Origin of the sequence: Streptomyces sp. MMCC 100, assembly GCF_041538145.2 — a bacterium.
GTDB lineage: Bacteria > Actinomycetota > Actinomycetes > Streptomycetales > Streptomycetaceae > Streptomyces.
In genome coordinates, this window is sequence record NZ_JBGORK020000001.1 from 6,681,524 (window position 1) to 6,705,230 (window position 23,707).

26 protein-coding genes are annotated in these 23,707 nt (G+C 70.2%); 7 read left to right on the forward strand and 19 right to left on the reverse strand.

Annotation, left to right across the window (positions count from 1 at the left end):
* Positions 1-49: 49 nt before the first annotated feature.
* The gene (locus ABS735_RS30745) at positions 50-1,600 is read left to right on the forward strand and encodes an alpha/beta hydrolase (RefSeq protein WP_373902531.1); all 1,551 of its coding nucleotides are present in this window, start codon (positions 50-52) and stop codon (positions 1,598-1,600) included.
* A gap of 141 nt (positions 1,601-1,741) precedes the next feature.
* Entirely contained in the window at positions 1,742-3,283 is a 1,542-nt protein-coding gene (locus ABS735_RS30750; RefSeq protein WP_373902533.1) for an alpha/beta hydrolase, read from the forward strand.
* 127 nt (positions 3,284-3,410) lie between these two features.
* Here ABS735_RS30750 and ABS735_RS30755 read toward each other — a convergent pair whose 3' ends face one another.
* The 12 genes from ABS735_RS30755 to ABS735_RS30810 form a co-directional block, all read right to left on the reverse strand.
* Entirely contained in the window at positions 3,411-4,646 is a 1,236-nt protein-coding gene (locus ABS735_RS30755) for a tyrosine-type recombinase/integrase (RefSeq protein WP_373902535.1), read from the reverse strand.
* On the reverse strand, positions 4,646-4,843 hold the full coding sequence (locus tag ABS735_RS30760; RefSeq protein WP_373902536.1) for a helix-turn-helix transcriptional regulator: 198 nt from the start codon (positions 4,841-4,843) through the stop codon (positions 4,646-4,648). Before ABS735_RS30760 ends, ABS735_RS30755 begins: the two co-directional genes overlap by 1 nt.
* 2 nt (positions 4,844-4,845) lie before the next feature.
* On the reverse strand, positions 4,846-6,222 hold the full coding sequence (gene repSA, locus ABS735_RS30765) for a replication initiator protein RepSA (RefSeq protein ID WP_373902537.1): 1,377 nt from the start codon (positions 6,220-6,222) through the stop codon (positions 4,846-4,848).
* Positions 6,215-6,397, reverse strand: a complete 183-nt coding sequence (locus ABS735_RS30770) for a hypothetical protein (protein ID WP_373902538.1) — start codon at positions 6,395-6,397, stop codon at positions 6,215-6,217. Before ABS735_RS30770 ends, repSA begins: the two co-directional genes overlap by 8 nt.
* A gap of 85 nt (positions 6,398-6,482) precedes the next feature.
* A complete protein-coding gene (locus ABS735_RS30775) occupies positions 6,483-7,034 on the reverse strand; it encodes a GGDEF domain-containing protein (protein ID WP_373902539.1) in 552 nt (183 codons plus the stop codon).
* A 97-nt stretch (positions 7,035-7,131) separates the two neighbouring features.
* Positions 7,132-7,446 (reverse strand): SpdD-like protein, encoded by a 315-nt coding sequence (locus tag ABS735_RS30780; RefSeq protein WP_373902541.1) that lies wholly within the window; start codon positions 7,444-7,446, stop codon positions 7,132-7,134.
* A 12-nt stretch (positions 7,447-7,458) separates the two neighbouring features.
* Positions 7,459-7,614, reverse strand: a complete 156-nt coding sequence (locus ABS735_RS30785) for a hypothetical protein (RefSeq protein ID WP_011030192.1) — start codon at positions 7,612-7,614, stop codon at positions 7,459-7,461.
* 11 nt (positions 7,615-7,625) lie between these two features.
* On the reverse strand, positions 7,626-7,817 hold the full coding sequence (locus tag ABS735_RS30790; RefSeq protein ID WP_373902542.1) for a mobile element transfer protein: 192 nt from the start codon (positions 7,815-7,817) through the stop codon (positions 7,626-7,628).
* A gap of 1 nt (position 7,818) precedes the next feature.
* Positions 7,819-8,013, reverse strand: coding sequence for a hypothetical protein (locus ABS735_RS30795; RefSeq protein ID WP_373902543.1), 195 nt, complete (start codon positions 8,011-8,013; stop codon positions 7,819-7,821).
* An 18-nt stretch (positions 8,014-8,031) separates the two neighbouring features.
* On the reverse strand, positions 8,032-8,688 hold the full coding sequence (locus ABS735_RS30800; RefSeq protein WP_373902544.1) for a DUF2637 domain-containing protein: 657 nt from the start codon (positions 8,686-8,688) through the stop codon (positions 8,032-8,034).
* A gap of 83 nt (positions 8,689-8,771) precedes the next feature.
* On the reverse strand, positions 8,772-10,127 hold the full coding sequence (locus ABS735_RS30805) for an FtsK/SpoIIIE domain-containing protein (protein WP_373902545.1): 1,356 nt from the start codon (positions 10,125-10,127) through the stop codon (positions 8,772-8,774).
* 2 nt (positions 10,128-10,129) lie between these two features.
* On the reverse strand, positions 10,130-10,480 hold the full coding sequence (locus ABS735_RS30810) for an SCO3933 family regulatory protein (RefSeq protein ID WP_373902546.1): 351 nt from the start codon (positions 10,478-10,480) through the stop codon (positions 10,130-10,132).
* Positions 10,481-10,630: 150 nt separating this feature from the next.
* Here ABS735_RS30810 and ABS735_RS30815 point away from each other — a divergent pair, with 150 nt between their 5' ends.
* The 4 genes from ABS735_RS30815 to ABS735_RS30830 all read left to right on the forward strand — a co-directional run bounded on the left by ABS735_RS30815 (position 10,631) and on the right by ABS735_RS30830 (position 13,159).
* Complete coding sequence (locus tag ABS735_RS30815) at positions 10,631-10,999, forward strand: GntR family transcriptional regulator (protein ID WP_373902547.1); 369 nt, start codon at positions 10,631-10,633, stop codon at positions 10,997-10,999.
* 234 nt (positions 11,000-11,233) lie between these two features.
* On the forward strand, positions 11,234-12,448 hold the full coding sequence (locus tag ABS735_RS30820; protein WP_373902548.1) for a helix-turn-helix domain-containing protein: 1,215 nt from the start codon (positions 11,234-11,236) through the stop codon (positions 12,446-12,448).
* Positions 12,449-12,467: 19 nt separating this feature from the next.
* Positions 12,468-12,953: an NUDIX domain-containing protein gene (locus ABS735_RS30825; RefSeq protein ID WP_373902549.1), complete on the forward strand. Its 486-nt coding sequence runs from the start codon at positions 12,468-12,470 to the stop codon at positions 12,951-12,953.
* On the forward strand, positions 12,950-13,159 hold the full coding sequence (locus ABS735_RS30830; protein ID WP_373902550.1) for an e9imm peptide: 210 nt from the start codon (positions 12,950-12,952) through the stop codon (positions 13,157-13,159). The genes ABS735_RS30825 and ABS735_RS30830 overlap by 4 nt, the downstream gene beginning before the upstream one ends.
* A gap of 353 nt (positions 13,160-13,512) precedes the next feature.
* On the opposite strand, the gene ABS735_RS30835 is transcribed toward ABS735_RS30830, so the two are convergent.
* The 5 genes from ABS735_RS30835 to ABS735_RS30855 all read right to left on the reverse strand — a co-directional run bounded on the left by ABS735_RS30835 (position 13,513) and on the right by ABS735_RS30855 (position 19,440).
* Positions 13,513-14,817 (reverse strand): hypothetical protein, encoded by a 1,305-nt coding sequence (locus tag ABS735_RS30835; RefSeq protein ID WP_373902551.1) that lies wholly within the window; start codon positions 14,815-14,817, stop codon positions 13,513-13,515.
* 250 nt (positions 14,818-15,067) lie between these two features.
* Complete coding sequence (moeZ, locus tag ABS735_RS30840; protein ID WP_061442663.1) at positions 15,068-16,246, reverse strand: adenylyltransferase/sulfurtransferase MoeZ; 1,179 nt, start codon at positions 16,244-16,246, stop codon at positions 15,068-15,070.
* 63 nt (positions 16,247-16,309) lie between these two features.
* Positions 16,310-17,059: a spherulation-specific family 4 protein gene (locus ABS735_RS30845; RefSeq protein ID WP_373902552.1), complete on the reverse strand. Its 750-nt coding sequence runs from the start codon at positions 17,057-17,059 to the stop codon at positions 16,310-16,312.
* Positions 17,047-18,105: an SDR family oxidoreductase gene (locus ABS735_RS30850; RefSeq protein ID WP_373902553.1), complete on the reverse strand. Its 1,059-nt coding sequence runs from the start codon at positions 18,103-18,105 to the stop codon at positions 17,047-17,049. Before ABS735_RS30850 ends, ABS735_RS30845 begins: the two co-directional genes overlap by 13 nt.
* A 111-nt stretch (positions 18,106-18,216) precedes the next feature.
* On the reverse strand, positions 18,217-19,440 hold the full coding sequence (locus ABS735_RS30855) for a hypothetical protein (protein WP_373902771.1): 1,224 nt from the start codon (positions 19,438-19,440) through the stop codon (positions 18,217-18,219).
* 6 nt (positions 19,441-19,446) lie between these two features.
* Between ABS735_RS30855 and ABS735_RS30860 the strand changes: the two genes are divergently transcribed.
* Entirely contained in the window at positions 19,447-19,902 is a 456-nt protein-coding gene (locus ABS735_RS30860; protein WP_373902785.1) for a hypothetical protein, read from the forward strand.
* A gap of 62 nt (positions 19,903-19,964) precedes the next feature.
* Here ABS735_RS30860 and ABS735_RS30865 read toward each other — a convergent pair whose 3' ends face one another.
* Together ABS735_RS30865 and ABS735_RS30870 are read right to left on the reverse strand one after the other, a co-directional pair.
* Positions 19,965-21,731: a DUF3492 domain-containing protein gene (locus tag ABS735_RS30865; protein WP_373902554.1), complete on the reverse strand. Its 1,767-nt coding sequence runs from the start codon at positions 21,729-21,731 to the stop codon at positions 19,965-19,967.
* Between the two features lie 291 nt (positions 21,732-22,022).
* Positions 22,023-23,705, reverse strand: coding sequence for a DUF3152 domain-containing protein (locus tag ABS735_RS30870; RefSeq protein ID WP_373902555.1), 1,683 nt, complete (start codon positions 23,703-23,705; stop codon positions 22,023-22,025).
* Positions 23,706-23,707: the final 2 nt, after the last annotated feature.

The following is a 23,707-nucleotide window of genomic DNA, read 5'->3' on the forward strand; positions in this document are numbered from 1 at the left end:
ACGGCCCTGGTCCCGAGCGGGTGCTCCCGCGCGACCGCACGATGGACGCATGCCGAATCCCTCCCGGCTGCGCGCCGCCGCCCTGACCGCCACCGCCGTCACGCTGTCCGTCCTGCTGGCGGGCTGCGGCGGCGGGTCCCAGGAGGACGACGAGAACCTGAAGGACCAGAAGCTCGGCTGGAAGGACTGCCCGGCGCCGTCCGAGGCAGAGGGGGGCGGCGCCGCCCCCTCCCCGCTGCCGGACGGTGACAAGTGGCAGTGCGCCACCATGAAGGCGCCGCTCGACTGGGACGACCCCAAAGGTGACACGATCGGCCTCGCGCTGATCCGGGCCAAGGCCGGCGGCGAGGCGGACCGGCGGATCGGATCGCTCGTCTTCAACTTCGGCGGGCCGGGCGGATCGGGCGTCACCACACTGCCCGCGTTCGGCCAGGACTACGCGAAACTGCGCACCCGCTACGACCTGGTCAGCTTCGATCCGCGCGGCGTCGGCCGCAGCGACCCCGTGGAGTGCCTGGACGACAAACAGCTCGACACCTATTTCCAGCAGGACGCCACGCCCGACGACCGGGCCGAGCGCACGGAGTTGGTGGACAACACGGAGAAGTTCAACGCGGCCTGCGAGAAGAACTCGAAGAAGATCCTTCCGCGCGTGCGCACGACCGACGCCGCCCGCGACATGGACCTGATGCGCCAGGTACTCGGCGACGACAAGCTGCACTACTTCGGCATCTCCTACGGCACCGAACTCGGCGGCGTCTACGCCCACCTCTTCCCGAAGCACGTGGGCCGTGCCGTCTTCGACGCGGTCGTCGACCCGACGCAGACCTCGGAACAGAGCTCGCTGGGCCAGGCGAAGGGATTCCAGCTGGCGCTCGACAACTTCGCCGAGGACTGTGTGTCGAAGGCCGAGGACTGTCCCGTCGGGGACACGGCCGAGGACGTCAAGGCGCGCATCGCCCGGCTGCTGAAGGACCTCGACCGCAAACCGATCCCCGGCGTCTTCCCCCGCGAACTCACCGAGACCGCCGCGACCGGCGGCATCGCGCAGGCGCTGTACTCGAAGGACTTCTGGGAGTACCTCACCGAGGGCCTGGAGCAGGCGTACGACGGGGACGGGCGGGTCCTCATGGTGCTCTCGGACGCGTTGAACGGGCGCAACGAGGACGGCGAGTACAGCAACATCACCGCCGCCAACGTCGCCATCAACTGCGCCGACGACAAGCCCCGGTACGACACCGCGTACGTGGAACGCAAGCTGCCCGAGTTCCGGGACGCTTCCCCGCTGTTCGTGGACTACCTCGCCTGGTCCATGCTCAGCTGCACCGACTGGCCGGTCGCCGGAGCCGCCGACCATCCCGACGTCGGCGCGCCCGGTGCGCCGCCGATCCTGGTGATCGGCAACACCGGCGACCCCGCGACGCCCTACGAGGGCGCCGGCAGGATGGTGGACGCGCTGGGCAAGGGCGTCGGCGTGGAACTGACCTACAAGGGTCAGGGGCACGGTGCCTACGACAGCAAGAACCGGTGCGTGCAGGACGCGGTGCACGGCTATCTGCTCGACGGCAAGGTGCCGGCGGCCGGGACCGTTTGCTCCTGACCGCGGACGGCGTCGGCGAATCGGCGAACCGGCAGGTCAGAGCGTTATCCACAGGCTTCGGCGGACGCTGCCGCCTCCACCTACCATGGCAGCAACGCCATCCGCCGCACGGCGCGGACGGCTTGCCAGGGGGGAGAGGACATGGCGCGTCTCGTGAGGTGGACGGCTGTGACGGCCGCCGCCGCACTGCTGACAGCGGGCTGCAGCGGGGGCTCGTCCGACGAGGACAAGGACGACGGGGGCAGGAGCAGTGCGGGGCCTTCGGCGGCGGCACCGTCCGGAGTGCCGAAGGCGCTGGCGTCCCAGACGCTTGACTGGACCCGTTGCAAGGGCACCGACGATGCCCCGGCGCCGGACGGCGACTGGCGGTGCGCCACACTCAAGGCGCCGCTGGACTGGTCCGATCCGGACGGCGAGACCATCGATCTCGCGCTGATCCGGTCCGGGGCGACCGGGGACGACCGCATCGGCTCCCTGCTGTTCAACTTCGGCGGCCCCGGCGGCTCCGGCGTCTCCATGATGCCCTCCTACGCCGACACCGTCTCCTCCCTGCACGAGCGGTACGACCTGGTGAGCTGGGACCCGCGCGGGGTGGCCGCCAGCGAGGGCGTCCGCTGCCGCTCCGACAAGGCGATCGAGGCCGCCGAATCAGTGGACTCCACTCCGGACACCCCGGCCGAGGAGCAGGCGTACCTGAAGGACGCCGCCGACTTCGGCAAGGGCTGCGAGAAGGCCGCCGGCAAGCTCATGGAGCACGTCTCGACCACGGACACCGCCCGCGACATGGACCTGATGCGACACGTCCTGGGCGACGAGAAGATGCACTACTTCGGCATCTCCTACGGCACCGAACTCGGCGGCGTCTACGCCCACCTCTTCCCGAAGCACGTGGGACGCGTGATCCTCGACGCCGTGGTGGACCCGAGCGCCGACACGATGGGCCATGCCGAGAACCAGACCCGGGGCTTCCAGCGCGCGCTGGACGACTACCTGAAGTCGACCGGACAGGAACCCGGGCAGGGGGCGCAGAAGATCGCCGACCTGATGAAGCGGCTGGATTCGAACCCGCTGCCCACGTCCTCGCCGGGGCGCGAGCTGACGCAGACGCTCGCGCTCACCGGGATCGTGCTGCCGCTGTACAGCGAGAGCGGCTGGCCTGCCCTGACCAGTGCGCTGGCGGCGGCCGAGGAGGGCGACGGCTCCGAACTGCTGGCGCTCGCCGACGGCTACAACGAGCGTGATCCCTCCGGTCGCTACGGCACGACGACCCACTCACAGCGGGTCATATCGTGCCTGGACGACAAGCAGCGGCCGACCGTGGAGGAGACGAAGAAGCTGCTGCCGAGGTTCGAGAAGGTCTCGCCCGTTTTCGGGGCCTTCCTCGGCTGGGACACGGCCGGGTGGTGCCACGACTGGCCGGTGGCCGGTCAGCACGAGACCCCGGAGGTGAGCGCGCCCGGCGCGGCCCCGGTCCTGGTGGTCGGCAACACGGGCGACCCCGCCACTCCCTACGAGGGCGCCCGCAGGATGGCGGACGAGATGGGCAAGGACGTCGGCGTGGTGCTGACCTGGAAGGGCGAGGGCCACGGCGCGTACGGGAGCGGGAGCGACTGTGTCGACTCCGCGGTGGACGCCTACCTGTTGAAGGGGACGGTGCCGAAGGACGGCAAGGTCTGCTCATGACGGCGGCGGGGGCTTCGGGCACCTGCGGTGCGCGAAACCCCCGCCGTCCGGGAAGCGGGTCCGGGAGCCGGTCAGTAGACGGGCAAGTCAGGTCGTGTGGGCCGTGACCTGCACTTCCCGCCCCTTCTCACGCCTCCTGGGCCGTCGTGGGGCCGTCATCGGTTTCCGGGCCGTCCGCGAAGGCCCGGTTCACTGCCTCCCTGGTGCGCTTCTCACTGCTGGGCATCAGGTGGGTGTACGTGCGGAGCGTGAAGCCCGGGTCGTGGTGCCCCAGGTACTCGGAGAGGGCTTTGACGCTCTCCCCCGCGTCCAGGAGGACAGATGCGTAGAAGTGCCGCAGCGCGTGCATCCCACTCGCCCGCCCGAAGGGCACGTCTGCCGCAGCAAGGGCCGGTCGCCAGGTCCAGCGGTTGAAGTCATTGCGGTTGACCGGGCGGCCGTGATCCCTATGGAAGAGCAGCGACGCCGTGACTGGCTCTCCGTCGACCACCCGCCAGGGCAGGGTGACAGCGGCCGGCGGATGCTGACTGATGTGTTCCTCGATCGACCGCGCGACGCTCTCGGGCAGGGGGACCGTGCGCGTCTTGCCGCCCTTGGGCGGAGCGAACACCGGCCGGTTGCGGATGAGCTTGACCTGCCGTTCCACGTGCACCAGCCCTTCGATGAGGTCGAGGTCATCGACGGCCAGGCCCAGCACCTCACCTTGACGCAGCCCACAGCCACCACCCAGGTCCACCATGGCCCGATGCCTCTCGGGCAGCGCTGAGCGAACGGCGAGGACGCGGTCACGCGACCACGGGGCGACGCGGCGGTGATCGAGCTTCGGAGCCCGTACCGACGACGAGCGGCACGGGTTCTCAGTGATGAGCCGGTCATCGACTGCCGCCGTGAGCATGGTGGAGAGGTTCGCGAAGATCACGCGCTGATAGGCGGGAGCCACTCCCCCATCCTGCAGCTTCCGCAACCACTCGCGGATGTGCGTTGGTCGCAGGGAGCCCAACGTGCGGCTTCCCAGGTAGGGCAGGACGTGCAACCGGATGCGCTGTTCCGTGCTCACAAACGTGCTCGGGTCCATGGTGAGGGAGGCCAACCACCGTTCTGCGTGCTGCCGGACGGTGACACGACCGGCCTGCGGATCGATGTACTGCCCGCGCGCCATGTCAGCCTCAACCTGCGCGAGCCACTGTTCAGCGAGTCGCTTCTGCCGGTCCGGGAAGCTCTTGGACTTCTCTGTGCCGTCGGGGCCGACGTAGCGGGCGCGGTAGCGCAAGCCGGTGCCGTGACGGTCGGTCTTGACCTTGCGAGCCTTGCCGTCCTGGCCGGTCTCTGTCCGGTACCAGCGGTCTTGGATGTGGCCGGCCATCAGGCAGCCTCCCTGAGCTGGGAGTCGATCCAGGCGCGTACGTCGTTCGGGTCGAAGCGGAGATGGCGGCCGACGCGGAAGCCGCGGGGGCCGGTGCGCTTGCGGCGCCACTGGTAGACCGTCTCGATGCTGGGCAGCTCGAACATCTCGACCAGGTCGTCAGGGGTCAGGAACCGGTGCGGCAGGTCTGAGGCCATGGTCAGTGATCCCTTTCGTCGGTGAGTTGGTCACGTAGGGCTTCGCGGGCCGTCTCGCGGTTGAGCTGGAGGTCCCGGGCGATAGACGCGGCAAGGACTGATTCGCCGGGGGTGTGGCCGTGGCCGGCGTACTGCCAGTCGGCGAGGACGAGGACGGTGTCCGGCTCGGCGTCGTCCAGGGCGAGGGCAGCGTGTTCCTGGGCGGCGCGGTAGTCGGCGCGCGCCTGGCGGAGGGCGCCGAGGGTGGTCGAGTAACGGCGGGACTTGCTGGAGAAGTGGCCGCGGAAGCCGAGCATGTGAGCCCAGGCCCACAGGCGCCGGTCGGGGTAGAGCGGATCGAGCGTCTTGCACGCGGTGATGAGGCGGCGGGCGTGGTCGGGGACGTTGTGACGGTCGAGTTCGGACAGCTCCCCTACGCGGCGGTCGAGGGTGCCGGTGTTCTCGGCGGCCTTGGTGGCGTATTTGGCGACGTAGGAGGCGACGGCTTGTTCGGTGATGTCGGAGCCGTCTCCGAACGCCTTGACCGGGCGGACGTCGAGCTGTGTGCCCCAGCGGAAGGTGCGGGCCGGTTGGTCGGCGGCGGCCGGGACGGAGACCGAGGTGTAGGAGTGCGCTGCGGCGGCGTGGATCGCCTCGGTGAGAAGGTCGACCGTGGCCCAGGACGGCGGCGGTGTGTCGGGGCCGTCGGGTCCGTCGATGCGGATCACGGCGTGGAAGTGCACGGCGCCGCGCTTCTGGAACTCGGCGACCTTGCCGTACGAAAGCCGGGCGCACTCCTTCAAATCGCGTTGAATGATGCCGGCGCGGGCGGCAATCTCGCGGCGCAGTCGTGTGGTGAAGCGCTGCCAGAGCTGTCCGGCGTGGTTGTTGAAGAGGACGGCGCCCGCGTAGTCGTACGTCGCCGGGTCGAGGGCGGTGCCCAGTTCTGAGGCGTCCGGGGCGTGTTGGGTGCCGCAGCGGCAGGCGCCGTGATCGGGCCGGTTGTGGACCGGGCCGAACGACGGGGCGGTGAGGGTGAGGAAGACCCGCGGGTGGTCTCGGACGGTGGCGGGGATGTCGCGGCGGTCGTCTCCGGCGAGTCCGGCGCGGATGAGGTGGTAGGTGTCTCCGGCGTAGGTCCAGGCGCAGGAGGGGCAGCGGGAGGCGCGGCGGTTGCCGCAGGCGAGGCGGAGGCGTCCGCCGGGTTCGTCGGCGGTGGTGTAGTGGTGCAGGGTCTCGCCGGTGGTCTTGTCCTTGTGGAGGGTCCAGCCGGTGAGGTGGATGGGGTTGGCGCAGCCGCCGGTGCGGCGTATCTGGTCTTCCCAGCGGGCGTAGTCAGAGGCCGAAGCCACCCTCAGCAGGTCGCCGAGGGTGGTCGGGTCGAGCAGGGTGTCAGGCACGGGCGCCCTCCCGCGTGTGGCGGGTGGTGGTGCCGGTGCCGTGGCAGGCCGGGCAGTGGGCGGTGATGGTGCGCAGGTGGCCGCGGGCGTTGCGGCCGCCGGTGGTGATGTGGACGGAGGCGAAGCCGTCGCAGGCCGGGCAGATCCTCGGCCGGGGCGGGGTGTGGTGGGCCATGATGGTGGTTCCTTTCGATTGCGGTTGGAAGGGACGGCCCCGGGTGGCGGCGTGCTTGGCGGCTTGTGCGCCACCCGGTGGCCGGTCAGCGAGCAGCGCGGGAGTCCCGGCGGCTGCGGCCCTTGGCGGCGTACATGGCCGCATCAGCGGCGGCGAGGGCATCGGTGAGCGCGGGCACCGGCAGCTCAGCGACCGGGCAGACCCCCACCGAGGCGGCCAGCGGCAGGGCGGTGCCGTCGTGGTTCGTGGGCTGGTGGAGTGCGGTGGTGAGGGCGTCGAGGTCGACGGCGTCCAGGTCGCGGATGACGGCGACGAATTCGTCTCCGCCGAGTCGGCCGGCGGTTCCGTGGCGTCCGCACCAGCTGCTCAGCCGGTGGGCGGTGGCGATGAGGGCGGCGTCTCCGGCGCCGTGGCCGTGGGTGTCGTTGAGGGTCTTGAAGTGGTCGAGGTCGACCAGGAGCACGGCCGCGCGGGGGTGGCGACGGATGCAGTGTTCGGCGCGGGCGGTCCATCCGGCGCGGGTGTGCAGGCCGGTGAGGGGGTCGCGGCGGGCGGAGGCGAGGCGGTGGGTGAGGACGCTTCCGTGCAGGGCCCAGCCGAGTAACGGCAGGAGGGTCGCGGCTGTCTGCGGGTCCACGGTGTTCTCCCTTTGGCGATGGCGGTTGGTTTGGCGGGACGGTCAGCCCGGGGGCGGCGGCGTGCTTGGCGGCTTGTGCGTCGCCCCGGTGACCTGTTCAGCGGCGGTGCTGCGCGTTGACGAGCGAGCGGATGACCAGGGCGCAGATGGCCAGCGATGCGGCGGTGACGGCGACCGCGAGGAGCATGGAGACCAGGACGGCGCCGACGACCAGCACGACGGCCGTGCCGCCGCCGACGAGGGCGAGCACGGTGCCCGGGGTGAGCTGCACGACCGAGCGGGACGGAGCCGGGGCCGTGGAGGCCGGCGGCGGGGCTGGGGTGCCGGGCGTGATGGTCGTCGGCTCGACGACGGCGGGCGGGGTGACCGTGCCGGTGGGCTGGGGCATGGTCGGGAGCTTGGGCCGGAACATGGACGGATCTCCTTACTTGACGGCGGTGTCGATGACCGGGGCCAGGAGGCTGTCGGCGAGGAGGTAGCCGCCGAGGAGGAGTACGGCAATGAGCCACCAGGGCGGGCGGATGAGCTTGACGCCGAGGACTCCGACGCAGAGCAGGGCGAACCAGAGCGGGACGTCCATCGGGTGGCCTCCTAGCTGACCTTGCAGCGGTGGGTGCGGGCGGCGAGCTGGGCAGCGGACTGGGCGGTGTAGTCGGCGGACCACCCGCAGCGGTCGTTGGTGCACACAGCGGCGTGCTTGGTGCGGCCGTGGCGGTCGCGGTGGGTGCCGATCTGCACCGGGCCGATCCGCATCACGGAGTGGAAGAAGTCACGGGCGGTCATGTCAGTCGGTCTCCGTTCGGGTCAGGTTCGGGTGGGGGTAGGCGGCGCGGATCGCGGCGGCGGTGGCCGGGTCGGCGGTGAGGCGGGCGGCCTCCTCGGCGAGCAGGTGGGCGAGGAAGGGCCGGTTGGTGGCGGCCATCTCGCGGGCGGCGTCGAGGTGGTCGGCGGCGGTCAGGTCGGCCGGGTCGACGAGCACGAGGTGTCTCCCTTCGGGTCAGGTGAGCTGGGCGGCGATGGCATCGGCCAGGTGCGGCGGGACACCGAGGCGGGCGCGGAGGGTGTCGGTGTCGATCCGGGCACCGGTCCGCTCCTCGTGGTCGGCGGCGACCTTGCGGGCGTGGTCCACCAGCGCGGCCGGGACCGGAACGGCCGGCGAGGCCGGGGCCGGGTCGGCGGCCGGGAGAGCGGGGGTGTCGTCGACGGCCGCCACCGGTTCCGGGTCCGGGTCAGCGGCGGCGACAGGTTCGGTCTCCACCTCGGGCGTGGGGTCCGGGTCCGGGGTGTGGCCCGCGGGTGAGTGGGCGAGGAGGGTGCCGCCCATGAAGGCCAGGGCGGGCCAGGCGGCGACGAGGATGCCGAGCCAGGCCGGGACGTCGTTCAGGTCGAGGAGTCCGGCGGTGGCGACGTTGGCGCCGAGCGAGGCGACCAGGGCGATGAGGAACCAGGACCAGGCCAGCCGGGACGGGCCGTCGGTGCGCAGCCGTCGCCAGGCGGCGACCAGGAGCAGGTCGACGCTGATCGGGTAGGCCCAGGCTTTCCAGCCGTCCTGTCCGGCAGCGGCGGCCAGGTCGTGGAGGTGGGCGAAGGACAGTGCCCCGGCGATGACGGCCTGGACGAGCACGGCGTCGATGCGGAGAGCGGGGCGGGCCATCACGGCTCCTTCCTGTCTTCAGGCATGGGAGGGATAGGGACCTGGCGCGAAGGCGGTCGCGCCGACCGTGAATGCGGGGAGGGTCAGGCGGTGGCGGGGGCTGTCTTGGACAGCGGCACCCGGGCCTTGGGCAGCGGAGCGAGGGCAGGCCGGAAGGCGGCCAGGGCGGGCACGTCGGGGGTGCGGTCCGCGTGCTTGTTGCAGATGTTCACGGCCTCGCGCAGCGTGGTGTGCGGGGCGCGGATGCGGGCCCAGCCGCCGGTCGAGTCACCGGTGACGGCGACGCCTGGGGTGTCGGTGGGGATTTGGATGGCGGCGAGGACGGCGTCGGGCGAGACATCGCCGAAGGCCATGTTCGCGGACGTTTCGTCGTTGACGCGGTGGGCGGTGCGTCCGGTGAGTTGGGCGCGGAGCATGGTGATGCCCTTGCCGAGTTCGGAGCCGAAGCGCTGCCCGCAGATTTCGAGGTAGATGCCGGCGGCGCGGCCGAGCTGGGCGAGGCGGACCAGGGCGGTGATGATGCGGTCGCGGCGCTTTTCTTCGTCCTTGGTGGCGAAGAGGGCGAGTTCGGCGACTTCGTCGACCAGGACCACGACCGGCACTGGCCGCAGGTCCTCGCGCAGGTCCCAGATATCGGCGGCGATCTCCGCGTCCGGCACGGCGACGCTGATGCGCTGCTCGGCCCGGATGAGGTGGTAGACGTCCTCCATGTGTCCGACGAGGGCTTCGAGGAGATCGAGGGCGGTGTCGGGGTTGTCGGCGAGTGCGGAGAACCGGCGGGCCAGCGGGAAGAGTTCGACGCCTTGCTTGCAGTCGATGCCGACCAGGGCGACATGGTGCGGAGCGAGCCCGGCGACCAGGTTGCGCTGGTAGACGGACTTGCCGGACTCCGTGGCCCCCAGGGTCAGGCCGTGCGGGACGGCACGGTAGTCGCGGTAGTGCACTGCACCGTCCTCCCGCATGGCCACAGGGATGCGCATCGGCCGCGTCTCTGCCGTGTCGGGCATCTGCACTCGCTTGAGGACGTCGTAGCCGGTCATCCGAACCTCGACCACTCCCGAGCGCAGTTCACGGGAGGTAACGCCGTAGACAGCGAAGGAGTGGCGGAGCCGGTCGGTAGCGGCGGCGACGTCGAAGGCGTCCTGTCCCGGCTGGAGCTTGAGCCGCAGGACCAGCCCGGTACGAGTGGGCCGTAACCGCAGGATGCGCGGCGGCCGGGACTCAGGCGCCGGCCGATTCGTCACCCGGGCCAGAGCCAGCCGCCAGCGCGAGGGCGGGACCGTCAGCCCGCACGCCTCCATGACCGAGGCGTAGCGGACCAGGACCCGCACCGTCGTGACCAGGGCCCCGAAGGTGAGCCAGTACCAGGCGGGGCGCCACCACCGCAGGAGACCCGCAGCAGCGACGACCACAACCCCAGCGACCATGAACCAGGTCATGATCAGGCAGCCTTCGAGCTCGCAGCGGCCAGCGACGTGACCGCGACCGCCCGGAACGCGATGCCGTGCCGCTTCTGGCCGTTGAACTCGTTCTCCCACGGCCGGGCGATGAGCCCCGTCAGCGCGACCGGGGTACCCATGGCCAGCTCTCCGGAGATGCCGGTCTCCGGGACGGTCACGGACAGGATCTCGACCTCGTCGTTGGCCGCGAACATCACGTTCACGGTCATGAGCTTGGCACCGGTTTCGGCGTCGACGGCCAGCTCACCGGTCCGGCGATCCTTCACCTTCGGCTCAGGAGTCTTGGCGACCATCACGGTCGCGGCGGAGGTGTCGACGGGGATCTGACGCATGAGAGCGCTCCTAGAACGTCGTAGAACTTGACGCACTTAGTACGTCGGCTTGCTATGAGCCTGCACCTAACACACTTAGTACGTCAAGTACTTCTCGACGGTTGTCGGTCCGGTGTGCTGCACTTAGTGCGACAAGCACGGAGAGGGGCTATGGCCGAGTTCACTGGGCGGGCGAAGTACCTGGAGATCGCCGACGACTTCAAGAGGCGCATCCGGCAGGGAGAGCTTGAGCCGGGCAAGAAGCTGCCGTCCGAGACGGAGCTGATGAACACGCACGACGTCTCGCGAACCGTGGCACGTCAGGCCATCTCGCGGTTGCGTGAGGACGGCTACGCGATCTCTCACCAGGGCAAGGGCAGCTTCGTCACCCTTCCCGAGGAGCCCCGCCGGACGAAGCACAGCCCGGAGTTCGAGGAGATCGCCGGGTACCTGTCGGACGTACGGCGCGAGGTGCGTCGGCTTGCCGAGCGGATGGATCAGCTTGAGCAGCTGGTCCGGAAGCAGCCGCAAGACGGCTGACCAACTCGTCTGCACGGCGCCCGATGCCCTCCACCTCCTCTTCGAGGTCCCTCAACTCTTGGCACAGCTCCACCACTTCGGCCGGGGTCAGCGGCATCGTGGCTCCTCCGTCGCGTGTTCGTCCTGGTGGCTCCTGGGGGTAGCAACAACGCTAGGAGCGAGGCGCCGCACTACCCCGGAAAATTCCTCCGGGGTCCCATAGGGAGATGGGAAGACGCTCTAGCCATGCGAGGAATGACGACGAACCTGACGATCGGCGAACGAGTCGCTTGGTACCGCCGCAGGCGAGGTATCTCCCAAGAGGTCCTGGCCGGGCTGGTCGGCCGCACGGTGGACTGGCTGAGCAAGGCGGAGAACAACCGGATCGAGCTGGACCGGCTCTCGGTCATCAAGGCACTCGCCGACGCCCTGGACGTAACGCTCGGCGACCTGTTGGCCGAACCAACTCTTCTGGAGTGGACGGCGGACAGCGGCACCCGCACTGTGCCGGCGCTTCGTACCGCCCTCATGAACTACCGCCAACTGACCCCGCTGCTGGGAGTCACGACCGAGGGCGAGCCGACATCACTCGACGAGCTACGCAGCAGCGTCGTCGAGGTCTGGGACGCCTACCAGGACTCGCGCTACGGGTTCGCGACTCGCCGACTGCCCCTTCTGCTGGCTGACGCCCTCATCGCCGCTCAGGCGTACCAGGGCCGAGAGCGGGAGCGGGCATACGAGCTGATGGCGATGACGTACCAAGGCGCCGCGATGGTGCTGACCAAGCTCGGGGAAACCGATCTGGCATGGATCGCTGCCGACCGCGGATTGGCCGCAGCACAGCAGTCGGGAAACGCGGTGGTCACCGGATCCCTGTTCCGCTCCGTGGCCCACTGCCTGCTCTCCAACGGTCGATTCGACGCAGCCATGCAGTTGGTCGGAGACGCCGGGCAGTATCTGCGACCGGGACTCGACGACCCGACGCCCGAACTTCTCTCTGTCTACGGGACGCTCTACCTGGCAGGCTCCATGGCTTCGGCGCGCGCGGATGACCGCTCGACAACAGCCGCCTTCCTCGAGGCAGCGGACCAGGCAGCCCAACGACTCGGAGCCGACGCCAATCACGTCTGGACCGCGTTCGGGCCGACAAACGTCGCCATCCACCGAGTGGCCACGGCGGCCGAACTGGGAGACATGCAGATCGCCGTAGATCTCGGGCCGCAGATCGACACGGCCGGGCTGCCGACGGAGCGTCGTACGCGGCACAACCTCGAAGTGGCTCGTGCGCTCAGCAGCCACAACCGGATGGATGACGCGCTCGCGAAGATCCTCGAAGCGGAGAGCTGGGCACCTGAGCAGGTGCGGAGCCACTATCTGGCCCGGGAGCTGGTGCTCACGTGGGTGCGGGGGCAGCGCGGTCGGCCGAGCCGGAACCTGGCGGATCTGGCCGACAGGCTGCATGTGGTCTGAGCTGGGTACCCTCGGCTGCATGGCAGCGAACGCACACGAAGCGAAGATGGCGCATCCGCGTATGGCAGCGGGTGCGCTCTTCTTTGACGACGCGGGCCGAGTCCTCATGGTGGAGCCCACGTACAAGGACTACTGGGACATCCCCGGCGGCTACGTCGAGACCGGCGAATCCCCTCTGCACGCTGCCGTCCGAGAGGTCCGAGAGGAGCTGGGGATCACCCCGCCCATTGGACGACTCCTCGCGGTCGACTGGGCCCCGAACGAGGCCGAGGGCGACAAGGTGCTGTACCTCTTCGACGGCGGCCAGCTCAACCGTGAGCAGTTGGCCGGCATCGAGCTTCAGGCCGACGAGCTGAAGAATTTCGCGTTCCTCACTCCGGAGCAGATCACCGAGCACACCATTCCGCGGCTGGCCCGACGCATCCTCGCGGCGACGGAGGCCCGGAAGGAAGCGGCTCTGGTGTACCTGGAGCACGGCCAGAAGCCAGGCAACCGCGCGGCATGAATCGCGATGAAGCCATCGGCCTGGTGCAGCGGCTCATGGATGGTTCCTACGCGGACGACGCTGAGTGTGACGTGATGATCACGGCCCTTAAGCGCGGCACTGGTTGTCCGCACGTCAGCGACTACATCTTCTGGGCATCAGCCCCTGAGCCCACAGCCGAGAAGATCGTTGACCGAGCCCTGGCGTACGAGCCGTTCGCCCTGTGATCAGAGCGCGGTAAGACTTTCCCTACGTTCATCAAGGCCCGCGCACGGCGCGGGCGCGCGCCGCCTCTACGGCGCGGCCCGCCTCCTGTCTTCGCCCCGGCTGGCCGCGCCCGGCGGCGCGCTCGGCGGCTGCGGGCATGAAGTGGGGAGAAACCCTCTATGGCTGGGGCGGTCGGCTCCACGGCTTTAGGCAGCCACTTCGGGGCGAGCCTCTAAGATCTTGGCCCCAACGTCGTGCTTTAACGGGCAGGTCCACAGACTGCCCGACTCGCCGGAAGCTTACGGGGCCAAGATCACTCGCCCCAAAGCAGCTCCAGCCCAAAGCCGCTCCACCGACCTTGGTTCGCATCACGTCACGTTGTCGTTTGCGCGTCTATCACTGCTTCCACTGCAAGCAGGCGAATCAAGGCGATATCGGGCCCCAGGGAAAAAGCTTCCTCACTTTGAGGCAATAGCACACGCGCTTGAGCATATTTGGGATCATCCTTTGCATGCACGATGCGATTTCGCAGACCATATATGCGCTCAGCCACTTGATTAGCTAGAGATTTTTGAGGATTCTTTACGTTAATGTACTCAATCCCGGAGATGGGCCCCGACTTTGAGAAGTGATTTTCCCATTCGTCGAGACAGAAGAACGCCTGAAGTCGGTCTGTCCGCACACAATCGTTCACCAACACCTTGAGCTGGGACTCCTCTGAAGATATCGCCGCCCTCTCGACCGATGAAACGATTCTCGCAATCGAAAAATCCTCGGCCGAATCGAATAGAGGATCCGACAGTTCACGTCTAACTTTTCTGATTGTATTACGGTGTGCGACAGTCGGAAAGAAATACTCCAACACTTGATAGTAGGAAAGGAATGACAGCGGGGGATTGCTGGCCGCAGAGGCAGCGAAGGAGAACAGCTCTGACACTTCTGGCCTGACGGACGTTCTCGGGAAGCGCAGCTCCAGGCTCCGTTTCGCGCTACTGTCAGCCGCGAACGAGCGCCTCTTTTCCATGCGCACGGGAACCATGGGTATCCCGTTTCGCACGTCCAGTTCAAACAGGAATGAGTCTAGTATTCCCCTGCTGCGCGATAGGAGCGTCTTCTTGTCGAGCTCCTCACCGAACGCGATCTTTACCGACATGGCAACCATGTTCCATCGAAGCAGTGGCGAAAACCTGCCGTTCCCAAACAGGGTGGCGCATGGGGATATGGTTGACAATTCGAGACAGCACCCCGATGAAGCGTCCCGCATGTGCCACGACACCGCAGTTCCCTCGCGCGAGCCGTGTCTGTCTTCGGCGGGCGATGTTCGCGGAAAAGGGTCGCGGGTGTGTTCTTCGCAATCAAAATGTTGCTGGACCAGAGGTCGCAAGAGAACCGATATTGGGCGAGGGAGGCCAGGCCGCACCGCCACTTCAACATATCTGCCCTTTGTGCTGACCACTCCTTGGAATTCTGGATGAGGCTCAGGGTGTCCGGAAATTTGCTCAACTAGTACAGGAATGTCACGCTCCGGCAGGGTGAGGTATCGCGCCTGCTGGCCACGCCGGAACTGAATTAGACCCTCACCCCTTTTAAGAACCTCGAATTGCCGCCGATCCATAAACTCGGTTAGGGTCTCATTAAACTCGGGTTCACTTGACTCGTGATTGCCGTCTGTCGTCATGGTTGCCCCTCTTCCCTCCCATTAGCCCTGCTATGGTAGGCCGGTTTATCGGGATCTCGCTGGCGCTTCACACCAGTTGTCGCCCACAACTGAGCTCAGGTCGGTAGGTTGCCGGCAGGCGATCGTCCCTGGGCCGCCCCTGGGCCGTCCGAGGTCACCCGACGTCAGCCAACAACGACAGAAGCCCACGGCATCTGAACTGGTCAGAGCCGTGGGCTTCTTCAGCCTCGCTGGTGAGCGGAGCCGGTGATCAGTAGACGGGCTTCTCCGGCTCGATCTGGTTGACCCAGCCGATCACGCCGCCGCCGACGTGGACGGCGTCCGAGAAGCCGGCGGACTTGAGGACCGCGAGGACTTCCGCACTGCGGACACCCGTCTTGCAGTTCAAGACAATCTTCTTGTCCTGCGGGAGGCTCTCGAGGGCGGAGCCCATGAGGAACTCGTTCTTCGGGATCAGTCGGGCGCCCGGGATGGAGACGATCTCGAACTCGTTCGGCTCGCGGACGTCGATGAGCTCGATGTTCTCGCCGTCGTCGATCCACTCCTTGAGCTGCTTGGGAGTGATCGTGGAGTCGGCGGCCGCCGCCTGGGCCTCCTCGGACACGACGCCGCAGAAGGCCTCGTAGTCGATGAGTTCGGTGACGGTCGGGTTCTCGCCGCAGACCGCGCAGTTGGGGTCCTTGCGGACCTTGACCTGGCGGTAGGTCATCTCCAGGGCGTCGTAGATCATCAGGCGGCCGACCAGCGGCTCGCCGATGCCCGCGAGGAGCTTGATGGCCTCGTTGGTCTGGATGGAGCCGATGGACGCGCACAGCACGCCCAGCACGCCGCCCTCGGCGCAGGAGGGGACCATGCCGGGGGGCGGGGGCTCCGGGTAGAGGCAGCGGTAGCAGGGGCCGTGCTCGGACCAGAAGACGGAGGCCTGGCCGTCGAAGCGGTAGATCGAGCCCCATACGTAGGGCTTGTTCAGCAGCACGCAGGCGTCGTTGACCAGGTAGCGGGTCGCGAAGTTGTCCGTACCGTCGACGATCAGGTCGTACTGGCTGAAGATGTCCATCACGTTGTCGGCCTCGAGCCGCTCCTGGTGAAGGACCACGTCCACCAGCGGGTTGATGCCCTTGATGGTGTCACGGGCGGACTCGGCCTTGGGCCGGCCGATGTCGGCCTGGCTGTGGATGACCTGACGCTGCAGGTTCGACTCGTCGACCTCGTCGAACTCGATGATGCCGAGCGTGCCGACACCGGCTGCCGCCAGGTACATCAGGGTCGGCGAGCCGAGGCCGCCCGCGCCCACGGCGAGCACCTTGGCGTTCTTCAGCCGCTTCTGCCCGTCCATCCCCACATCGGGGATGATCAGGTGGCGGGAGTACCTGCGGACCTCGTCTACGGTGAGCTCGGCAGCCGGCTCGACCAGGGGTGGCAGCGACACGGGGACTCCGTTGGTCGGTCAGTAATTACGGTTGTTCTGCCAGTAACACTGCCACGGCCTTTTTCATTCCGAGACACCTGTCCCGACTCGCGAGACGATTTCGTCCCAGTAGCCGGGCATCGTCTCCCACGGGTCGGCGCGACCGCCGCGGTCCGTGCGGTCGGTGAAGTAGATCGTCGCGGCTCCCTGCCAGCGGGCGATGCGCAGCGCTTCCTCCAAATGCCCGCGCGGCACGCCGTGGACGAAGTGGCAGAAGCGGTCGGGCGGATAGTCCGCGCTCCACTCGGCCGCCTGGGACCAGCGGTAGTCGGCCCAGGTGCCGGAGAAGGTGACGAGTTGGTCGGCGTTCTCGGCGTAGCCGGGGTAGGGGTGGGTGCCGTGGCCGAGGACGATGTGGGCATCGTCACGGATCGCCCGGAGAGTGGTGACCGTGCGGCGGACCTCGGGGAGGGCGGCCCGTTCCGACGGGCAGTGGTCGAGGAGGAAGCCGTCGACCTGGTACCAGTCGAGGTAGCGGTGCGCGTCGGAGATCTGTTCGCCGAGGCTGCGGGCTCCGTGCGCGGCGTCGAGATGGCCGAGGACGCGGACGCCCGCATTGCGCAGGCGGCCGGCGGCCTCCAGGCAGCGCGGGTCGGGGTGGGCGCCGGGACCGTCGGCGATGTTGAGGACGACCCAGTGCAGCGGGGTGCCGGGGCAGGTGAGGCCGGCCCACTCGTCGGGGGCGACGAGAGGGTGGGCCAGTCCCGGGACACCGAATCCGGTGCGGACGCCGGTGCTCGCGGTGCCTGTTCTGGTGCTGGTCAGATACGGCATGCCGCCTCCATCCAGATGTCGGCGAGGGACTCTTCGAGGGCGATCCGGGGCCGCCAGCCGAGCCGGTCGCGTGCGGTGCGCACATCGGCCTGCTGCCAGCTGCCGCAGCCGTCGGGGTACGGGTGGGGGGCCGGGGCCGTGTGCTCGGCGTCGGTGCGCTCGCCGCGGCTTCCGAGGGGGTCCGGGCGGTGGTGGCCGAGGGCGTCGACGCGGTGGTGTCCGAGGGCGTCGACGCGGTGGCCGACGGACTCGGTGCGGGGGTGGCCGATGGTGGGCCGCAGGGCGCCGGGGGGCCCGTCGAGTTCGTGCAGGGCGCCGCCGTAGCCGGCGACCCTGGCAAGGGTGGCGGCGGCGTCGCGCAGCCGGACGGCCCGGCCGGAGCCGATGTTGATGACGCCCTGTGCGGCGGAGAGCGAGGCCGCGTGCACCGCGCGGGCGACGTCGCGGACGTCGATGAAGTCGCGCTGGGCGCCGAGGCCGCCGAGGCGTAGTTCGCCGTCCCCGGACTGCATCGCACGCCTCATGGCCTCGGCGAGGCGGCCGAGTGGGGAGCCGGCGGGCGTGCCGGGTCCCGCGGGCGAGAAGACACGGAGGACGACGGCGTCCAGACCGGAGCCGAGGACGAGTTCGGTCGCGGCGAGTTTGCTGACGCCGTAGGGGCCGCCGGGGCGGGGCACGGCGTCCTCCGCGGTGGAGGAACCGGGCTGGCTGGGACCGTACTCCGCGCTGCAGCCGACCTGCACCAGGCGGGCCCCGCAGCCGCTGCGGCGCAGGGCCTCGCAGACGGTGGCGACGGCGACGGTGTTGTGCCGGGTGAGTTCGCGGGCTCCGCCCCGGGTGGCGCCCGCGCAGTTGACGACCACTCCGGGATGGACCGCGTCGAGGAAGCGGGTGAGGGCGCCGGGGCTGCCGGTGGCGAGGTCGAAGCGGACGTCGGCGTCGTCGCCGCGGCCGAGGGCGGTGAGCTGGACGGCGGGGTCGGCGAGCAGACGGTCGGCGACGAAGCGGCCGATGTAGCCGTTGGCTCCGATCAGCAGGACTCTCATCGGGCGGCTCCCGGTGCCGAGGCGTCGGGTCGGGAGGTGGTCATCTGGGGGCTCCTTCAAGGGGTGATGCGAGGGTTGTGAGGACGTGTGAGGGGCTGTCCGTGCGCGCGCTCATCGCGTTCGCTCCGTCGACGCGTGGGCCGAGGCCCTGGTCAGGCGACGGGACGCGTGGACCAGGAGGGTCAGGGCGCCGATCCCGCAGGCGGCCGTCGGGACACCGGCCGGGCCGCAGGCGGCGACCATGGCGTCCACGGGGACGGTCAGGAAGCCGCAACCGGGGAGGCGGCCGGCGAAGGCTGTGGCCAGGGCGGCCGCCTCGGCGGTGGCCGTGGTGGTGAGGACGAGCGTGGAGGCGTGCGCGTGACCGTGCACGGTGAGCAGCCGGGCAAGCAGCAGCAGGGCGCCCAGGGTGAGGGCCTGGGGATGGGCGGCGGGCTCGCCGAGCACGGTTCCGGTCAGCGCGAGCAGGGCCGCGAGTGCACCCGTGTACAGGGCGAACGTGCCGAGCAGCAGGGGGCGTACGGAGGCGGAGAAGTCGGCCAGGCCCCTGCTGGACGTCAGTTTGCGGCGGGCGCCCGCGGCGAAGAGGTGAGCGCATCCGACCGCGGGTGCGTAGGACAGCGCGAGCGCAAGGACGGGGGCGACCGTGACGGGCCAGGGACCGTCGGCGGTGCCGTCAGGGAGGCCGTCGGGGCCGCCGGTGACAGCGTTGCGGAGGAGTCCGTCGCCGAGGAGGGCGTAGCCGACGAGCCAGCAGGTCCAGGTGCTGGTGATGCGCGTCGCGGCGCTCAGCGGCCCACGGCGCAGTGCCGCGCCCAGGGCCAGGGTCACGGCGAGGATGCCGACGGCGGCGGCGACCAGGCGCGGCCGTCCCTCGGTGAGGCGCAGTCCGGCCACGGCGGCGGCGCACAGCACGCCGGGCAGCAGGGCGAGGACGACCCCTGCGGTGCGTGGCCGTGGTGTCGGCGCGTCCTCGGGGCGGGCCGGGGTGTCGCCGTCACGCGGGACACGGGCGTACATCTCTTCGGCGAGGGAGAAGACGTCCCGGTGTCGGAAGCGTGCGGCGGTCCGGTCGGTGACGCCGTGCGCCTCAAGACCCGCCGCGATCTCCAGTGGGTCCACGGCGCGTTCACACAGGTCGCGGTGGCGGTGCAGCAGCCCCTTCACGGGGTCGGCGGCGGCGCGGCGTGCGGCGGACGCGGACGGCGACTGCCTGCCGTCGCGGCCCTCCCCACCGGCGACGCCCCCTTCGCGACCGACACCGTCACGACCGGCACCGTCACGACCGACACCGTCACGACCGTCGCCCCTGCGACCGGCCCCGTCACGGCCGATGCCCCCATGACCGACACCTTCGCGGACGGCACTGTCACGACCGACACCGTCACGACCGACGGGCCCTCGACCGACACCGTCACGACCGACGGGCCCTCGACCGACACCGTCACGACCGACGGGCCCTCGGCCGACACCGTCACGACCGACGGGCCCTCGACCGACACCGTCACGACCGACGGGCCCTCGACCGACACCGTCACGACCGACGGGCCCTCGGCCGACGCCGTCACGACCGACGCCGTCACGACCGTCGACGTCGCAAGACCGGACGCTCTCCTCCGCGCGCCGGTCCTCCGCCGAACGCACGCTCTCTCCCCCATCCGCCTCGGTGCCGAGGGCCGAGGCGGCCACGTAGGCGTCATCGGCCGCGACGGCCCCATCGATCCCGTCGGTCCCGCTGGTCCCATGGATCCCATGAGTCCCGTCGGTCCCGGTCGCGTCGGTCAGGCATGCCCGTGAGCGTTCGTCCCAGGCGCCCGGGCTGCGCGGGGTCTCGGGCCGGTCCAGTTCGTCGACGCCGCTCATCGGGCCGCCCCCTCGGTCGCCGACACCGGAGCCGCGGCTCGGACGGGGCCGTCCGTCGCCCAGCCCGGACCGCTCCGCGTCGCACCAGGACCGGGCCCGGGACCGGGACCGCCCCTGGGCGCGACACGGGCCGTGGGGTCGCTCCAGCGGCCGGGGACATGGGCCTCGGCGGGGACGCCGAAGGGCAGGGGTTCGCCGGTGTCGTCGAGGACGATGCGACGTACCGGTGTACGCGAGAGGATGTCCAGGTAAATGCTGTGAAATGCCGCGACGTTCTGCTCGACGGTGAACAGCTCCAGCGCGCGGGCGCGCGCGGCGGCGCCCAGACGGTCACGGCGCTCGGGGTCGCGCAACAGCGCGACACACGCCTCGGCGAGCGCCTGCGGATTGCGCGGGGGCACGACGAGTCCGGTGCCGCCGATGGCCTCGACCACCGCGCCGACGTCCGTCGACACCGTCGCGCGGCCGCAGAACATGGCCTCGACGAGCCCGGACGGGAACCCCTCGACGACGCTGGAGAGCACCACCAGGGCGCCCGAGGCGTACGCGTCGGCGCGGGACGGCAGTTCGGGCCCGCCGGTCTCCTCGAAGGAGACCGGGTTGCGGCCGACGGCGTGCGGGCCGTCGGCCTCATCGGGGAAGAGCTGCGCGGCCAGCCCCTTGCAGTGGGCGAGGTAGGCGGCGCCTTCGGGCCCGGAGGGGGCGCCGACGATCCTGAGGCGCGCCGCGGGTTCCGCCCTGCGGATCTCCGCGAAGGCGTGCAGCAGCGAGACCAGGTCCTTGGCCGGCTCGACGCGACCGACCCAGACGAGGGTCTTCGGGTCGGCGCACTCCGGGTACTCCCCCGCCTCCGCGAAGGGGGCCGCGTCCATGCCCGGGTGGACCGTGCGCAGCTTGGCCCGGTCGGCTCCACAACGCTCCTGCCAGCGGCGGGCGTGCGTGTTGCCGGGCGTGATCACGGCCGCGCGCCGGTACGTCTCGGCGGCCAGCCGACCGTGGAAGGAGGCGAGCAGGGCCCGTGTCGCGGGCGAGGAATCGGGTTCCGTCAGGTAGTGCGTCCGCAACCGCACGCCGTACTCGGTCACCAGCAGGGGGACTTCGCAGAAGTGCCGGGCGAGCAGGCCGGGCAGGGCGGCCGTGCCGCCGGAGGTCGCGTGGCACAGGTCCACCGAGCCGAGGTCGTCGTCCTCGTACCAGTCCAGCGACAGGGGGCGCAGGGCGCGTTCGAGGCGGGCGGCGACGGTCAACAGGTCCGGAACGCGCGCCTCGCGTGCGGGGCGGTGGGCGCCGGGCGCGCGACAGGCGCGTTCCAGGGCGCGTACAGCGGTCTCCGAGCGGAGTGCGGTGGGCAGTCCGCCCTCGTCGCGGGCGAGTTCGGCGAGGCCGTACAGCGCACTGGCGAAACGGTCCGCCTCAAGGGCCGACTGCCCTTGAGGCGCTCCCTCCGAACTCCCGGACGGATCACCGGGGGCGGTGGTGCACAGGGCAGTGGCCAGCTCGCCGTAGTACTCGGCGAAGCGCCGGCGCGCGCGCCGTCCGTGGACGATTCCGTCGTCCTCGGTTTCCCACAACGGGGCGGTACGCACCCGGCCGACCTGCGACGGCAGGGGAACCCAGCCCTCGGCCTCCTCCCGCTCACTGCGGCTGAGGGCGTAGATGTCGAACTCGTGCTGCGCCAGCCCGCGCACGAGCCGGTCGCACCAGAGCCCGGCCTCACCGCCCACATACGGATAGCCACCCTCCGTAAGCAGTCCGATGCGCACGCGCGCACCCCCGATCTCCCGTTTGGGGAGCCGCCGTTGGCCCGGCGGCTCGCAGCGGGACGAACGTATGCGGACAAGGAGGTGGCGCGATGGACGGTTGTCCATCGCGCCACCAAAAGGGGTGAACGGTCGTAACTTTCCCGTGCGACGCGCGTTCGGTCGCGCTATGAGATCAAGCGGTCACCACGCGCGACGCTCAGGCCCTCGCCTGGCCTGGCCTGACCTGACCTGGCCTGGCCTGACCTCGCCTGGCTCGGCCTCGTTTGGCCTGGCTCGGCCCGACCTGTCCGGTCAGCCGTTCGGGTAAGCCCAGGGGTTCGGGCGGCAGTCGATTCCGTCGTGGTCGATGAACTTCGTCTGCTGCTGCATGACCGGGGCGAGTTCGCCGTCCTTGTCGCAGGTGACGTGGTTGAAGCCGATGCGGTGACCGACCTCGTGGTTGATCAGCATCTGCCGGTACGCGTAGATCGCGTCGCCGTACGGCTCGGCACCCTCCGCCCACCGGTAGGCGTTGATCATCACTCGCTCGGTGGCGGCCGAGTCGCAGGACACGTTGTCCTCGGTGGTGTCCAGGCCGGACTTGGCGCACCACTCGGCGGTGGTCCCGGGACTGGCCAGCGTGATGACGAAGTCGGGCTGCCCCGAGTGGATGCGCTCGAAGGTGCGGGCGCCGTTGTGGGCCCAGCTCCGGTCGTCGTTGAGCGTCTTCTGCACGGCGTCGGCGAAGAGTTCGCCGTCGAGGCCGAGCCCCTGCTCCACGTCCACGCGGTAGGTGTACTCCTGCCCCTTCCCGGTCCCCTTGGCGATGCCCGGGATCGCGTCGAACTTCCCCGGGCCCTTGAGCGTGGCACTGAGCGGGTACGTCTTGCCCATCTTCTGTTCGTACGTCAGCGGCTTGGCGGCCTCGGACGCTGAGGGCGTCGGCCGTTCGTCGTCCCGTGACGCGGGGTCGTGGGCGCCCTGGGCCTGGTCGGCGGCGGACTGAGAGCGCATGTCTCCTTCGCCCGACCCGTCGGCCACCTGCCCGGCCACGACGACGGCCAGCACCGTGGTGACGGCGGCCGCCGCGATACCGGTGAAGGTGCGGCCCTTGGCGCCACTGACCGGCGCGGGCTCACCCGTGGGCGACAGGTCGTCGGCATCGTCGGGGATACCGCCACCCCCGCCGCCGTTCCCGACGGCGCCCCCGTCGGCAGCGCTCCAGTCGGTGACGGAGGCGTACGGATCGGCGGGCCGCGCCGCGCCGGGGGTACGACGCGCGGGGCGTGCCGCGAAGACGTCGTCGTCCTCGCCGAAGGCGTCGAGGTAGTCCTGCCGCGGCCCTTCCTGGGGCGCCCGCCGCTGCCGCGGGAAGGGCGCCGACGGTACGGGCGGCCCGGAGGGCGACGCCGGCGCGAAGGACGCGGGGGCGGCGCCGGTGTGCGGTCCCGCCTCGGGTCCGTACCCGGCACCGGGCCCCCCGCCCAACTCGCCCCAGCCTCCACCGGGTTCCCGCTGCTCGGGGTGACCACCGCGGACCCTCGGCACACCGTGCGCCGGGGTGCCGTCGGGGAACCTGGGGACGCCGCGGGTGGGCGTACCGCCGGGGAACCTCGGGACGCCCTGCGCGGGCGTACCGTCCGACGTCCGCGGGAAGCCGTGGGCCGGGGTCTCCTCCGGGAATCGCGCGCCTGGTCCTCGCCCCGGTCCGGGGCCGGGGCCCGTGTACCCCTGACGGACGCCCGGGGCGTCACCCGGCACCGCGCCCCGGGGCGGCCCGTCGCCGCCCTGCGGCCCGTACGGCCGCTGTGGCCCGTACGGCCGCTGTGGCCGGTGCGGACCTTGTGGGTCTTGTGGCCGGTACGGCCCTGGTGGCTCCTGCGACGGGCCGTTCGTCCGGCGCGGGTCGGGCTGTCCGGAACGGTTCTCGCGTGTCGCGGCGTTGTCCGCGGCGTCGGCCTTGGGGGCGGGCCCGCGGCGGCTGTGGCGTCCCACGT

What these genes read in the sequence shown, in the direction of transcription:
- ABS735_RS30745 (WP_373902531.1), top strand. Translation starts at nt 50, where the DNA reads ATGCCGAATCCCTCCCGGCTGCGCGCCGCCGCCCTGACCGCCACCGCC.
- ABS735_RS30750 (WP_373902533.1), top strand. Translation starts at nt 1,742, where the DNA reads ATGGCGCGTCTCGTGAGGTGGACGGCTGTGACGGCCGCCGCCGCACTG.
- ABS735_RS30755 (WP_373902535.1), bottom strand. Translation starts at nt 4,646, where the DNA reads ATGGCCGGCCACATCCAAGACCGCTGGTACCGGACAGAGACCGGCCAG.
- ABS735_RS30760 (WP_373902536.1), bottom strand. Translation starts at nt 4,843, where the DNA reads ATGGCCTCAGACCTGCCGCACCGGTTCCTGACCCCTGACGACCTGGTC.
- ABS735_RS30770 (WP_373902538.1), bottom strand. Translation starts at nt 6,397, where the DNA reads ATGGCCCACCACACCCCGCCCCGGCCGAGGATCTGCCCGGCCTGCGAC.
- ABS735_RS30780 (WP_373902541.1), bottom strand. Translation starts at nt 7,446, where the DNA reads ATGTTCCGGCCCAAGCTCCCGACCATGCCCCAGCCCACCGGCACGGTC.
- ABS735_RS30785 (WP_011030192.1), bottom strand. Translation starts at nt 7,614, where the DNA reads ATGGACGTCCCGCTCTGGTTCGCCCTGCTCTGCGTCGGAGTCCTCGGC.
- ABS735_RS30790 (WP_373902542.1), bottom strand. Translation starts at nt 7,817, where the DNA reads ATGACCGCCCGTGACTTCTTCCACTCCGTGATGCGGATCGGCCCGGTG.
- ABS735_RS30800 (WP_373902544.1), bottom strand. Translation starts at nt 8,688, where the DNA reads ATGGCCCGCCCCGCTCTCCGCATCGACGCCGTGCTCGTCCAGGCCGTC.
- ABS735_RS30805 (WP_373902545.1), bottom strand. Translation starts at nt 10,127, where the DNA reads ATGACCTGGTTCATGGTCGCTGGGGTTGTGGTCGTCGCTGCTGCGGGT.
- ABS735_RS30810 (WP_373902546.1), bottom strand. Translation starts at nt 10,480, where the DNA reads ATGCGTCAGATCCCCGTCGACACCTCCGCCGCGACCGTGATGGTCGCC.
- ABS735_RS30815 (WP_373902547.1), top strand. Translation starts at nt 10,631, where the DNA reads ATGGCCGAGTTCACTGGGCGGGCGAAGTACCTGGAGATCGCCGACGAC.
- ABS735_RS30820 (WP_373902548.1), top strand. Translation starts at nt 11,234, where the DNA reads ATGACGACGAACCTGACGATCGGCGAACGAGTCGCTTGGTACCGCCGC.
- ABS735_RS30825 (WP_373902549.1), top strand. Translation starts at nt 12,468, where the DNA reads ATGGCAGCGAACGCACACGAAGCGAAGATGGCGCATCCGCGTATGGCA.
- ABS735_RS30830 (WP_373902550.1), top strand. Translation starts at nt 12,950, where the DNA reads ATGAATCGCGATGAAGCCATCGGCCTGGTGCAGCGGCTCATGGATGGT.
- ABS735_RS30835 (WP_373902551.1), bottom strand. Translation starts at nt 14,817, where the DNA reads ATGACGACAGACGGCAATCACGAGTCAAGTGAACCCGAGTTTAATGAG.
- ABS735_RS30845 (WP_373902552.1), bottom strand. Translation starts at nt 17,059, where the DNA reads ATGCCGTATCTGACCAGCACCAGAACAGGCACCGCGAGCACCGGCGTC.
- ABS735_RS30850 (WP_373902553.1), bottom strand. Translation starts at nt 18,105, where the DNA reads ATGAGAGTCCTGCTGATCGGAGCCAACGGCTACATCGGCCGCTTCGTC.
- ABS735_RS30860 (WP_373902785.1), top strand. Translation starts at nt 19,447, where the DNA reads ATGACCGACACCTTCGCGGACGGCACTGTCACGACCGACACCGTCACG.